General features: G+C 56.7%; 12 protein-coding genes. 11 read left to right on the forward strand and 1 reads right to left on the reverse strand.

The window, feature by feature from the left end; translation table 11 throughout:
* The first annotated feature begins 278 nt into the window (after positions 1–278).
* The 6 genes from thrS to ACFFSY_RS15890 all read left to right on the forward strand — a co-directional run bounded on the left by thrS (position 279) and on the right by ACFFSY_RS15890 (position 6,323).
* Complete coding sequence (gene thrS / locus ACFFSY_RS15865; RefSeq protein WP_377495668.1) at positions 279–2,216, forward strand: threonine--tRNA ligase; 1,938 nt, start codon at positions 279–281, stop codon at positions 2,214–2,216.
* A 42-nt stretch (positions 2,217–2,258) separates the two neighbouring features.
* Positions 2,259–3,476: a 3D domain-containing protein gene (locus ACFFSY_RS15870; RefSeq protein ID WP_377495670.1), complete on the forward strand. Its 1,218-nt coding sequence runs from the start codon at positions 2,259–2,261 to the stop codon at positions 3,474–3,476.
* A 124-nt stretch (positions 3,477–3,600) separates the two neighbouring features.
* Positions 3,601–4,134, forward strand: coding sequence for an RNA polymerase sigma factor (locus ACFFSY_RS15875; RefSeq protein ID WP_377495672.1), 534 nt, complete (start codon positions 3,601–3,603; stop codon positions 4,132–4,134).
* A 72-nt stretch (positions 4,135–4,206) separates the two neighbouring features.
* Positions 4,207–4,329 (forward strand): hypothetical protein, encoded by a 123-nt coding sequence (locus tag ACFFSY_RS15880; RefSeq protein WP_377495674.1) that lies wholly within the window; start codon positions 4,207–4,209, stop codon positions 4,327–4,329.
* A gap of 135 nt (positions 4,330–4,464) precedes the next feature.
* The gene (locus ACFFSY_RS15885) at positions 4,465–5,871 is read left to right on the forward strand and encodes a methyl-accepting chemotaxis protein (protein ID WP_377495676.1); all 1,407 of its coding nucleotides are present in this window, start codon (positions 4,465–4,467) and stop codon (positions 5,869–5,871) included.
* Between the two features lie 77 nt (positions 5,872–5,948).
* Positions 5,949–6,323 carry a hypothetical protein gene (locus ACFFSY_RS15890; protein ID WP_377495678.1) on the forward strand — a complete coding sequence of 125 codons (375 nt, stop codon included), beginning with the start codon at positions 5,949–5,951 and terminating at the stop codon, positions 6,321–6,323.
* 311 nt (positions 6,324–6,634) lie between these two features.
* On the opposite strand, the gene ACFFSY_RS15895 is transcribed toward ACFFSY_RS15890, so the two are convergent.
* Complete coding sequence (locus ACFFSY_RS15895) at positions 6,635–7,930, reverse strand: ammonium transporter (RefSeq protein WP_377495680.1); 1,296 nt, start codon at positions 7,928–7,930, stop codon at positions 6,635–6,637.
* 271 nt (positions 7,931–8,201) lie between these two features.
* Between ACFFSY_RS15895 and liaF the strand changes: the two genes are divergently transcribed.
* From liaF to ACFFSY_RS15920, 5 genes are all read left to right on the forward strand, one after another.
* Positions 8,202–9,359, forward strand: coding sequence for a cell wall-active antibiotics response protein LiaF (gene liaF, locus ACFFSY_RS15900; RefSeq protein ID WP_377495682.1), 1,158 nt, complete (start codon positions 8,202–8,204; stop codon positions 9,357–9,359).
* 9 nt (positions 9,360–9,368) lie between these two features.
* Positions 9,369–10,418 (forward strand): sensor histidine kinase, encoded by a 1,050-nt coding sequence (locus tag ACFFSY_RS15905; RefSeq protein ID WP_377495684.1) that lies wholly within the window; start codon positions 9,369–9,371, stop codon positions 10,416–10,418.
* Positions 10,405–11,073 carry a response regulator gene (locus tag ACFFSY_RS15910; RefSeq protein ID WP_377495686.1) on the forward strand — a complete coding sequence of 223 codons (669 nt, stop codon included), beginning with the start codon at positions 10,405–10,407 and terminating at the stop codon, positions 11,071–11,073. The genes ACFFSY_RS15905 and ACFFSY_RS15910 overlap by 14 nt, the downstream gene beginning before the upstream one ends.
* A 78-nt stretch (positions 11,074–11,151) precedes the next feature.
* Positions 11,152–11,565, forward strand: coding sequence for a YugN family protein (locus ACFFSY_RS15915; RefSeq protein ID WP_377495688.1), 414 nt, complete (start codon positions 11,152–11,154; stop codon positions 11,563–11,565).
* A gap of 181 nt (positions 11,566–11,746) precedes the next feature.
* A complete protein-coding gene (locus ACFFSY_RS15920; protein WP_377495690.1) occupies positions 11,747–13,315 on the forward strand; it encodes a S1C family serine protease in 1,569 nt (522 codons plus the stop codon).
* Positions 13,316–13,409 lie beyond the last annotated feature (94 nt).

Genomic DNA, 13,409 nt, shown 5'->3' on the forward strand with positions numbered 1-13,409 from the left:
TCCTTACGCCGGCGGCTGTGGATGTACCCCTTTGTAGCTGTTTGGTTGAAAGGCCGCTCGCGAGGCGCCAAGTAAGCCAGGCCGGGACATTCCCGTTACAGAATGCCGAAAGGACCAAGGCGCATGATGCGCTGGCGTGGCACAAGCAATCGCGCGTATGGTCGAATTAGGGTGGAACCACGGGTCTGACAAGCACTCGTCCCTTCTGCGGGATGAGTGCTTTTTTGCATGCATCCCGAGCACCGCTTGAACCAAGTCGAAAAGGAGAAAGAACAGTCATGGCGATTCAAGTGAAACTGCCGGACGGCGCCGTCCGGGAATACGAGCAGGGCGCAACGATCGAAGATGTTGCCGCCTCCATCAGCAGCGGCCTGAAGAAGAATGCGGTCGCGGGCAAATTGAACGGGAAGGTCGTCGATCTCTATACACCGGTTGTACAGGACGCGACAGTGGAGATCGTGACGCTGGATTCCGGGGACGGTCTGGAAGTCTACCGTCACAGCACTGCGCACTTGATGGCGCAGGCGATCAAGCGGTTGTTCGGCAAGACGGAAGTCAAGCTGGGCATCGGACCGGTGATCGAGGATGGCTTCTATTATGATATTGATATCGAGAACCCGATCAGCTCCGACGATCTGGCAAGAATCGAGAAAGAAATGGAGCGTATCGTGCAGGAGGATCTGCCGATCCGCCGCCGCGTCGTCAGCCGCGAAGAGGCGATCGCGACGTTCACCAAGCTCGGCGACCCGCTGAAGCTGGAGCTGATCCGCGATTTGCCGGAAGACGCGGAGCTGACGATTTACGACCAGGGCGAATTTTTCGATCTGTGCCGCGGACCGCACCTGCCGTCCACCGGACGCATCAAGGCGTTCAAGCTGCTTAGCGTGGCGGGCGCTTACTGGCGCGGCGACTCGAAGAACAAAATGCTGCAGCGGATCTACGGCACGGCGTTCCCGAAGAAGGCGCAGCTGGATGAACATCTGCATTTCCTCGAAGAAGCGAAGAAGCGCGACCACCGCAAGCTGGGCCGCGAGCTGAAGACGTTCACCTTCGCCAGCGAAGTCGGACAAGGGCTGCCGATCTGGCTGCCGAACGGCGCGACGATCCGCCGCACGATGGAGCGTTACATCGTCGACCTGGAAGAGAGACTCGGCTACCAGCACGTGTACACGCCGGTGCTGGCGAACGTCGAGCTGTACAAGACAAGCGGGCACTGGGAGCATTATCAGGAAGACATGTTCCCGAAGATGGAGCTCGATAACGAAGAGCTCGTGCTTCGTCCGATGAACTGTCCGCACCATATGATGGTCTATAAGAGCGACCTGCGTTCGTACCGCGATCTGCCGATCCGCGTAGCCGAGCTGGGCACGATGCATCGCTATGAGATGTCCGGCGCCTTGACTGGCCTCCATCGCGTACGCGCGATGACGCTGAATGATGCGCATATTTTCTGCCGTCTGGACCAAATCAAGGAAGAATTCGCGCGCGTCGTCAACTTGATCCGCCAAGTCTATGAGGATTTCGGCATCAAAGACTATCGTTTCCGCCTCTCGTACCGGGACCCTAACGACACCGAGAAGTACTGGCCGGACGACGAAATGTGGGAAACGACGCAGCGGATGCTGCGCGAGGTCGTCGAAGAGCTCGGTCTGCCGTTCTATGAGGCGGAAGGCGAAGCGGCCTTCTATGGTCCGAAGCTGGACGTGCAGATCAAGACCGCGCTCGGCAAGGAAGAGACGCTCTCGACCGCGCAGATCGACGTGCTGCTGCCGGAACGCTTCCAGCTGGAATATATCGGCGCCGACGGCAAGAAACACCGTCCGGTCGTCATTCACCGCGGCATCATCAGCACGATGGAGCGCATGACAGCGTTCCTGCTCGAGAATTTCGCGGGCGCGCTGCCGCTCTGGCTGTCTCCGATGCAAGCCAAAATCATTCCGGTCTCGATCGCGTACGAAGGCTATGCGCGCGAGCTGGAGGATAAGCTTAGACTGGCCGGCATTCGCGTCGAATCCGACCTGCGCAACGAGAAGCTGGGCTACAAAATCCGCGAGGCGCAGCTCGAGAAGGCGCCTTACATGCTCGTCGTCGGCGAGAATGAAGCAAGCTCCGGCACAGCTTCCGTCCGCAAGCGCGGAGAAGGGGATATCGGCGCCAAATCCGTTGACGAGATCGTTGCGCTGCTGCAGGAGGAGATCCGGACTAAGCGGATCTAACCGCCGCTTCTAACCCGTCTAGCCATCGATTTTGCATAAAGCTTGTCGCTCTGGGGGAACCTTCGTGTTAAGGAGGAGTACACCCAGATGTTGACAAGCTTTTTGCCGTTCAAACGTTTGATCGCGGCACTCGCGGTATCGGCGGTCGCCGTGTCGGCGGCTTCGGCGAACGACGTTCAGGCGATGGCTCAAACGCAGCCCGCAGCCGCGTCCGCCAAAGCGGACAAGCATGCCGAGGAGCCTGAGCAGAGCAGCCCCAATGGGGCTGTGAAGAAGGCGGCCAAGGCGACCGTATCGGCCGGAACGGCCAAGATCAAGACGACCAAGGCAAATGCGAAGCATGTGAAGCGAACGGCGGGCCAGACGGCTCAAATGAAGAAGACGGCTAAGGCAACCAATAAGTCGGGCTCAAACCAATCAGCGAAAACCGAGCGGAAGGCCAAGAAATCGGCTAAATCGGCTAAGGCAGTCAAACGGAACAAGAAGAGCGAAAACACCAATCACACCAAGCACACCAAGCACAACAAGAGTAAAACCAATACGCGTAAAGGTAAGAAGGCCGGCAGCAAAAAAACAGCCCCTGCCAAACACGCGCAAATAAAAACGAAGAAGTCGGGCGCGACCCGCACGGTTAAATCGAAAAAGCCGGATCAAAAGACGAAGGTCGCAATGGCGAGCCGGAATTCGAAGAAGAGCTCAGGGGCGAAAAAGCATTCGGCGGGCTCGAATCGTGCAGCCTCAGCAGCGAAAGGCTCGCGCCACCGCAATAACGGGCAAGCGGCTGCGTTATCCAGCAGCGCCGTTACGCCCAAATCCGCAAAAGCGGCTCCTGCGTGGAGTGGCGGCAAAGCACTTAAGCATGTCAAAGTCATCGCGACTGGCTATACGGCTGGCGTGGAATCGACGGGCAAGCGGCCGGGTCACCCCCAATACGGAATCACATATTCCGGGGTCAGAGTAAGGCGGGACCTCGTCTCGACCATTGCGGCGGATCCGAAGGTATTTCCGATCGGCACGCTTCTTTACGTGCCGGGGTATGGATATGCGGTCGTCGCCGACACCGGATCGAAAATAAAAGGCAAGAAGATCGATTTATATTTTGAAACGAAGAAGCAGGTCTATAAACAATGGGGAAAAAGAACAGTCACGGTGCAGGTGTTGCGTCGCGGAGGAGGTAAGCTTACGGAGGCATGGTTGAGGTCGTTAAATGACGCCGTCATTGCCGAAAAGCCGATTCCTTCGGAGCTTTTGGAATCCTAGGAAGAACATGGAAAAAGCGCGGAACCACTAGGGGTTGACCGCGTTTTTTTCTTTTTTTTGTCATATTGTTGTGGTAGAATAACTTCTGCAAAACGTTGTCATCAATCAGATGGAGCGGATCGGAATGGATAACAAACCATTGATCGGTGAAGACGATGGAGCTGCCTTTGAACTGTACGAAGCGAAGCTAAGGGAGCTGTACAACCAGATGATCCGGGTCGCCTACGCACGGCTCAGCAATAAGTCGGACGCGCAGGATGCGGTTCAAGAGGCTTGGCTGCGCATGCTGCAGAGCCGGGATTCGCTGCGCGAGGCGAGTAAGCTGGACGCCTGGGCGAAGACGATCACGGCGAACGTGGCGCTCAATATGAATCGTCATACCGCCAGGATGCTTGTAGTCGCAGATAACGAGGAGCTGCTGTCCGCGGCTGGCGAGACGCCCTCCGCTTACGAAGCCGAGCTCATGCTGGAAATTTCCGAACTGCTTGGCGAACTCGATCCACGGTCCAGAACGATGCTGCTTTATAAATTCTATTATGGGTTTAAAGACCAGGAGATCGCCGAGGCGCTTCAGCTTCCGGTTGGCACAGTGAAGGCAAGAATCCATCGTACGAAAGCACTTCTTAAACGAATGATGCTGGAGCAAACGAACGTCTGATTGACAAGCTTTTCCGTACATACAGGGGTGGGCTGCCCGCCATACTATTGTTTGTACGGGGAGGTGATTAGTGTGGCGAAGAAGAACAAGCAAGTGAATGCTTCCAATCAATACAACGCCGAGTTTGCGGAAGAGAACGCGGCGAACACGGCCGCTTCCGCTGGCAAATCCGCTCAACAGAAAGCGGACAAATAAGCGTTGCCGTATACTTAATGTACGAGCGTCTCATACCTAAACAAGAGGAACCGTGTCGGTTCCTCTTTCTTTTTGTCGAATGGGGGATTATAATGTAGCATTATCTGACATGACAAATAAAGGATGGCGATACCGGTGAGATTACGATGGAAACGGGACGCGGCAACTAACAAGAAAGCGTCTAATCGGGATGAACAAGTTGAACTGCTTCATCAGCTTACGAATGAGTCGCTGGTCATCTCGGACCAGCTAGCCGCGGCCGTGGAGGAAGTCAATCAGTCCATCGGCAGTCTTGGTACTATCGCGGACCGGTCGGCTATGCGCGAAGGGGATCTGCGGACAAGCAGCCAGCTTGCCACGGAGCGGATCGAGCAAGCGTTCTCGGTATTGCAGGAAGTATCGGCATCAGCGGAGGAAATCAGTACGACCGCAGGGCGGCTGGACGGAGCCAGCAAGACGACCGGGACAATCGCGCAAGAAGTCGCGCAGTCGCTCGATGCCGCTGGTGGTGTTATGCAGGAGCTAAGCGAGCAGACATTGGCGATGGAACGCAACATTCATCATCTCCAAGAGCAGACGTCGAGAATTGAAGAAATCAACGCCTTTATTCAAGAGATCGTGGAGCAAACGTCACTGCTTGCGCTTAACGCCTCCATCGAAGCGGCGCATGCAGGCGAATTCGGCCGGGGCTTCAGTATCGTCGCACAACAAATTAAGAAGCTGGCCGAACAGAGCAACGAGGCGGTCAAACGATCATCGGCGATCGTTCGGCAGATCGAGGAAGGCGTCGTCGAAGTCGTCCGTTCGGTGGAATTGGAGAAGGCGGCCGTCGAACGGGGCGCCTTGGAGATGGACCGGACGAAAGTTCGGATGGAACGTATTGTCGCTCAAATTCGGCAGGTGGATGAATTGGCTGCGATCAGCAACGACGCAAGCATTCGTCAATCGGACCATATGACCCAAGCGACCCAATTGCTCGGCGAAGCGGTGGGGTCGGTCCTGCACACGATGCAGAGCGTGGATGATACGCTGGAGATGACGTGGCAGCAGCGGCAGCAGATTGGCAAATTGGACCGGGTCCGCGATGATTTGAACCGATCTTCCGACGCGCTGGCGGCGGCTATCCAACACGTCGGACTGAAGCGGAACTACGCCGGAGAGATAGATACGTCCGCGACGCGCGCCAAGCTGGCTCGGCTGGCGGCAGATTCCGCTCTGGCCCAGTTGGAGGAGGCGGAGCACGAGCGGCGGCTAACGGCTATGCTGCATGCGGAAGCGGAGATCGAAGCGGTATGGTCGAATCGTTCGGACGGATCGTTCGTCTTCTCGCTGCCAACGGCAGGACTGCTCAACGCCAAAGGACGTGTGTGGTGGAAGAAGGCGATGGAAGGGGTCTCTTACCAGTCCGAACCTTACATATCGGCGATTACGAAACAGCCGTGCGTGACAGTAGCCGTGCCGATTCGGGGAGAAGATGATTCTGTCATCGGTGTTATGGGAGCTGACATCGCCCTTAGATCTGAAGGAAATAAAGTAGATTAGGGTATTCTCAAACGGGAATCGTTCGTGTATGATAGTTGGTGTGAAGATTAATAACACGAACGGATAGGGGAATTGTCATGACGGATCCCATCACGTATACAGCGCCAGCCCGTTTCAAGCAGCGGAAGGCTGCCGAAGTGCTGCCGTTTCTGAATGCCTATATCGCCAAGAAGGAACAAGAAATCGCCGAGATCGAGCAGATGGTTGAGCGCTACGAGAAGCGCCGTCTGTTGGAGGAGCGCGCGTATCAGTCGATGTCCGCGCTGCGACGGCTGTTGTCCGGCAAGAAGCCCGATCATCATTTGGCGGTGGAATATATTCACTACGTCAAGAAGCCGATGGAGAAGGTCAGAATGCTTCGCCAGGAGATCGAACACGCCAGGGCGATTCAGCATTCCGCGCCGACCGATGTCGTGGCGCTGTCGCAGGACCTTGAGGCCGAGATGAACTAATTCGCTTATGCTTAAATAGAAAAGACCGAATCTGCGGATTCGGTCTTTTGTTATTTAGGAAATGATGCAACCATTCATCAAGCTCAAAGAGAAGTGTCTGAGCGAAGCTTAAACAAAAGCTTCCCCTTAGGACAATCAACCGTCCCGAAAATGCATAGGGGCACCAACTGAAGCTTTGTCCGTAAGGACAAAAGCGTGCCTCGCTCAAGACCCACCGCCGACCGCGAACAAACGTGCCAGCACGAAAAGGGGAGTCCAGAGGGCAAAGTCCTCTGGTTCCCCTCGGCGGAGGGGGAAGGGGGAGGACAAATTTACTTGCCGGCGGTCAGCCTTTCTACGTCAAGGAAATCGTGCTCCTGGTTGTAGGCAGGCACGCCGTGAATACCGACGTCAAGCCCGATCAACTCTTCGTCTTTGGATACGCGTACCGGCGTGAGTTTGCGAATGAGCCAGAAAGCGGCCCAAGTAAGCGCGAAACCCCACACGGAGATGAGCGCAAGTCCGAGCGCTTGGACGCCAAGCAGATTCCAGCCGCCCCCATAGAACAGCCCGTAGTACCCTTGGCCAATGCCTTCGGTTAACTCCGGCTTCGCGAACAACCCGACGGCCAGCGTGCCAAGACTGCCGCTGATCCCGTGCACGGCGAAAGCGCCGACCGGATCGTCGATTTGTTTGCTCTCGAGATACTCGGTCACGAGCACCATCGCGATGCCGCATACAGACCCAATTAGAATCGCGGCGCCATCCGAGACGAACGAGCAGCCGGCGGTAATGCCGACAAGACCGGCAAGCGAACCGTTGATAACCATCGGTGGATCTGCTTTCTTGTAACGAAACATCGTGAACAGAATACACGTCGCGCCGCCGGCCGCTGCCGAAAGCATCGTGGTGACGGCGATGTGTCCGATCGAACCGTTCGTGGCGCTAAGCGTGCTGCCGGAGTTGAAGCCGAACCAGCCGAACCATAAGATGAAGGCGCCGACCGATGCCAGCGGCAGATTGGACGGCGGCACGATGTTGACTTTGCCGTCGGCCGTGAATTTCCCGATGCGCGGCCCGATGAAGATCGCCGCGGCCAAGGCCGAGAAGCCGCCGAGGGCGTGGATGACGGCCGAGCCTGCGAAGTCGATCATACCGAGCTTGCCCAACCAGCCGCCGACCGCCCATACCCAATGGCCGGCCAGCGGGTAGATGAGGCCGGTCATCAAGATTGTATATAGAATGTAGGCCTTAAAATGAATCCTCTCCGCTACCGCGCCCGAGACGATCGAGATGACGGCGATGACGAAAGCACATTGGAATAACCAATACGTATCATGCGTAATATTGAGGTGGATATGCGACAGGTCGCCGCTCATCATAAAACCGCTCGAGCCGATAAAACCGCCGACGTCTTTGCCGTACATGAGCGCGAATCCGACAAAATAAAAGATGAGCGCACCGAACGTGATGTCGACAAATACCTTCATAATAATGCTGACCGCGTTTTTCTGCCGGACGAAACCCGCCTCGAGCAGCGCGAACCCGCCTTCCATCAGCAAAATCATGGCCGCGGTCAGGACGACCCAAATCGTGTCCAGCCCTTGAGAAATTGCCGCTAAATCCATGTTTTCATCCCCTGTCTCCGTCTGAAAGATTACATGTCAGGTTAACTATCGTCATATAGCTCGTCCACCATTATATAAGCGTCATGTAAACGATGTCAACGCAGTGAGGGAATAAGATGTGACATCGCTTTCATTTTTTTGGAAAAAAGCAGCGCCGGGCTCGGTCTGCAGACGTAGACGTTTTCAATCGTCAGACCCTTTATGACCCTTGCAGCCTGGGGTATACTTGGAGTACAAACCTTGCAAGAGCAATTGGGAGCTGGTGAATCGAATGAACGGACATTTTGCGAACCGTTTAATGTGGGGCCTGTTTATTATAGGAATTGGCGCGTTTCTCATGCTAAGGCAGGCCGGGTTGATCAACTACGGGCTAAGCGACCTCATCTCCGTCTTCTGGCCGGTGCTCCTGCTGTTCCTTGGTATTAAGGAAGCGGTAAGGCGAATCGCGAGCGGCTATGGTTCCTGGTGGAGCGCCGGCATCCTGCTGGCCGTGGGTTTTGTTTTCTTAGGCCGCAACCTGGATCTGTTCAACTGGGCGATCAGCGACCTGGCGCAATTCGCCGGACCGCTCGTCATTATTCTAATCGGGGTGCGCATGATGGCGAAGCCCAAGGCGAGGAAGACCGACGAGAAACCTCCGGGCGAAGAATGGCGAGCTTATCCGTCCTTCCGTCCCGACGAGCCGGTGCCGCCGGCGCCGCCGCTTCATCCCGATCCGACGAAGGGGCCTGTCGAACCGTTGGATTACGCGGATTCCATTCCGGTTCCGCCGGTAACCCCGCCACCTGTTCCCCCGGTTCCACCGGCGCACCCGCTGCCTCCCGTGCCGCCGGGGCCTGGACAGACCGGGCAGCCTGGAGCGGATGGCCGCCATTGGAAGCACCGCGCGCATCACGAGCGGATGCAGGAGGAATGGAATCGCAAAGCCGAGAAGCTGCAGCGCCGGGCGGAGCGGATGCGGGAGCGCATCGAACACCGCGCGGACAAATTCAAAGACCGGCATGCTTATGGCCGCCATGACCGGATGGAGTGGTGGAACAGCGATCCGAACGTGCAGACGCGCTCCGGCTTCATCGGAGACATCTACGTCGGTCACGATTATTGGGAGCTCAAGCCGATGAACATCTCCCATTTTATCGGCGATACGGTACTCGATTTGACCAAAGCGCAGATCCCGTTCGGCGAGACGCGCATCCACATCTCCTCGTTTATCGGCGACGTGAAGGTGTTTCTGCCGAATGATTTCGAGACAGGCGTCAATGTAGTAACGAGCGCTTTCGTCGGCGACGTGGCCGTACTAGACCGCAAAGAAGGCGGGATTTTCAAAAATATGAATGTCGAAACGCCGTACTTCCAGGAGAATGAGAAAAAAATCAAGCTGATCGTCAGCACCTTCATCGGTGATGTGCGCGTCACGAAGGTTGGGTGAGCCGCCTCTATGATGGTACGTCTTCTGAGAAGCAGCAAGTTCGAGATGATGCTGTTGTTCGCAGCGTCGTCAATCCTATCGGTATTGGTGTGGGTATTCGGAGGGCGATACGTCGGTTCGCAGGTCGGGAAAGACGACCTGTGGATCGGCGTCGCCGCCGTTTTTTTGCTTGTAAGCGGTGCTTTCGGCTACTGGGCCGCCCAGCGCTACCAGCGGCGAATCGACCTGCTGCATCTGGGCCTGAAGCAGGCTGCGCACGGCAATTACGCGATCCGGCTGCCGGAGGAAGGCGCGCGTTCCTTCGCGCCTGCGATTCGCGAGTTCAATGAGCTGCAGGCCGCTCTTGAAGAGCGGGTCAAACTCATCGAGCGCACGGGCGAGCAGCAGGTGATGCGCGAGGCCGCGCTGAACGAGGAGGCCGTGCAGGAGGAGCGCAAGCGTCTTGCGCGCGATCTGCACGACACGGTTAGCCAGCAATTATTCGCTATACATATGTCGGCCTCTTCGCTGCCGAAGCTGCTGGAATTGAACCGGGAGCGAGCGGAATCCGTCATGGACCAACTGATCAGCATGTCTTCGATGGCGCAGAAGCAGATGCGCGGGTTCATCGCCCAACTGAGGCCGCTCGAGCTGGAAGGCCGCTCGCTGCGCGAAGCGCTGGATAAGTGGTTCCCCGATTATTGCCGCCAGAATAATCTACAGGGCGTGCTGGAATGGCGGGTGAAGGAGAAGCTGTCTGAGGCGAAGGAGCATCAATTGTTCTTGATTATTCAAGAATCGATGGCCAATATCGTCAAGCACGCCGGCGCGCAGACGGCGCTTCTGACGATCGCCGAGACCGAGCATCAGATCATTATGACGCTGCAGGACGACGGCGCGGGCTTCCGGGCCGATCAGGTGAAGCGAGGCTCGTACGGACTGTCGACGATGCGCGAGCGCGCAAGCAAGCTGGGCGGGGACGCCTCGATTATAAGCAAGCCGGGCAGCGGGACGCGCGTGCGCGTCACGCTGCCGAATTACACCCATAAAGGAGCCGACGAACACGATGAGCGGGAATGAGCTGTGGAGAATTATGATCGTGGACGATCACGATATGGTGCGCGCCGGGCTGCGGACGTACTTGATGCTGGAGCCGAAATTTGACGTCGTTGCGGAAGCGGGCGATGGCGAAGAGGCGATCCGACAGCTGCAAAGCGGCAGTATTCCAGGCGGTCCGCCCCATTTGATCCTGATGGACCTCATGATGCCGCGCATGGACGGCGTCGAGGCGACGCGAGCGATTATGAAAGACTTTCCGGATGTGAAGATCGTCATGCTTACGAGCTTCCTCGAAGACGAGAAGGTCGTCGCGGCCGTAGAGGCAGGAGCGGTCAGCTATGTCTTGAAGACAGTGTCCGCCGAAGAGCTCATCTACGCGCTGAATGGCGCGGCCAAAGGCATGCCGGTTATGACCGCCGATGTCTCTCAGGCGCTGACCCGCGGGTTGCGGCAGCGGACGGCTCAAGGCGCGGACGAAGGTCTGACCGACCGCGAGAAGGAAGTGCTCCTGCTCATTGCAGAAGGCCGCTCCAACAAAGAGATCGCCGAAGAGCTGCATATCAGCATCAAGACGGTCAAGACGCATGTCAGCAACCTGCTCATGAAATGCGAGCTCGAAGACCGGACGCAGCTGGCCGTGTTCGCTCACCGCAAAGGCTGGGTTAAGACGGGGTAGCGGGCTAAGGGCGGATAACGTAGGAAATCGAGGGCATTCTATACGTAGGACAACTTGCAGCAAGGAGAGTGCCGATGTATGGTTCCGTTATCGTCTCCGCTCGAATCGACCGAGCAGGAATTCAGTGAATTGAAGAACGAGCTGTATAAGTATGAATTCGCCCTTGGCGGCGACTGGGATTACGAGCACGGCATGTTCGACCGGTACTTGGATGAAGCGCACAAAGTGTGGCTGCGCATCCCATTCCAAGTCGTCTCCGGCAGCTTCGACGGGGATAACGACAACAACGACGCGAAGATCCGCCTCGGCCAGCCGTTCGTGTTGAAGCACCTCTATAATGAAGGCATCGACCATTCGCAGTCCGTGCCGACGATGGGAGCCGTCTTGAATCAATTCCAAAAACCGGTCGATCCTGACGCGAAGATCGAATCCAAGTGGGTCGACCAAGCCAAGAAGCTGCTGAACGAAGTAGAGCATTCTCTCGTTCATTAATAGGATTTGCCTTGTCAACCGACCGCGCGTTTTTTCAGCGATGCGTCGGTTTTTTTATTTTCGTTTATACATTTTTTAAGTTTGATTTAAGGTAGATTGTGCATGATAGAAACATAAAGCACAGCCGATAACAATGGGAAAAACAAAGGGCGCCAAGCGCTCGACAAGGAGGAGAATCACCATGGACGATAACAACAAAAAACATCCTTTCGACGATTTCTTTCACGATAACGCAGAACAGAACCAAAACGACGAGCAGAAGGAAACGACGGCCAGCGCCGATCATACGCAAGAAGAGAAGCCTTCCTACTATTACTCTTACGGTCCGTTCAAGCAGAATAGCGTAGAGGCCGGCGAACCAGCACGCGCCGCAAGCGCAAACGACAATGCGGCTACCGATTACGCACGTTCGGAGACAGTCGAAGTAACGCCGCCGACGCAGCTTCGTCCGTTCGCGCCAACCCAGCAGGCTCGCAATGGCTGGCAGGTCAAAGAGAAGAGCCGGACGTCGTTCAAGACCATTTTCGCTTCCTTCATGGTCGGCGTGGTCGCGGTAGGCGGATTGATGGTATACGCGGACAAATCGAACATGTTCGGCGGAACCGAGGCGCTGACGAGCCAGCCGGTGGCGACGCAAGTATCCACGGCGGCAAGCGACGGCTCGAAGGCTAAGGTAAGCAACGCGGCCGACGTGGTGCGTCCGAACAACATCGCGCAAATCTTCGAAACCGCGAGCCCAGCCGTCGTCAAAATCGAAACGTACGTGCGCCAGCAAAGCAGCGGCAACAGCATGTTGAACGATCCGTTCTTCCGTCAGTTCTTCGGGGATGACTTCGGCCAAGGGAACGGCGGTCAAGGCGACTCGGGCCAAAGCTCCGGCGAATTGACGCTGAGCGGTCTGGGAACCGGCTTCTTCTTCGATTCGAACGGCTACATCCTGACGAACCAGCACGTGCTCGGCGACGCCGACGAAATCCGCGTCACCGTGGAAGGGCACAGCGAGCCGCTCGTGGCGAAGAAGCTCGGCGCGAGCTTCGATCTTGACCTCGCGGTGCTGAAGGTCGAAGGCACGGGCTTCCCGACGCTTCCGATCGGCAACGCGGACAATACGCAAATCGGCGATTGGGTCGTCGCGATCGGCAACCCGATCGGCTTCGATCACACGGTCACGGTCGGAGTGCTTAGCGCCAAAGAGCGTCCGATCAGCATCTCGGATACGGAAGGCGATCGCAACTACGAGCATCTGCTTCAGACGGACGCGTCGATCAACCCCGGCAACTCCGGCGGTCCGCTGCTTAACCTGCAGGGCGAAGTCATCGGCATCAACACGGCGGTTAGCTCGCAGGCGCAAGGCATCGGCTTCGCGATTCCGACGAGCACGATCATGGATAACTTGGAGGCGTTGAAAGCCAACAAGGAAATTCCGAAGAAACCAGCGCCTTTCATCGGTGCGACGTTGACGAATATCACGGCTGACGCGCAGAAGGAACTCGGTCTTACGAGCACGGACGGCTCTATCGTCATGAACGTGGCGTACAAATCGCCGGCTTACATGGCTGACCTGCGCCAATACGACGTCATCACGGGCATCGGCGGGACAGCTTATAAGACCAAAGAAGATCTGATTGCGGAAATTCAGAAGAGAGCCGTCGGCGATAAAGTGGTGCTGAACGTCGTTCGCGGCGGTCAGAAAATCGATATCACCGTCGAAATCGGCAACAAGAACGATTTCCCGCAGCTCCAGCAATAACGAACGCCTCTTGATCGCATAACGCGAGAGCGCGGGCAGCATCTGCTGCCCGCGCTCTCGCTGCGTTGGCGAACCGCGCGGATCGCTTATCCAA

The organism is Paenibacillus aurantiacus, from assembly GCF_042431225.1.
Classification (GTDB): domain Bacteria; phylum Bacillota; class Bacilli; order Paenibacillales; family Paenibacillaceae; genus Paenibacillus_Z; species Paenibacillus_Z aurantiacus.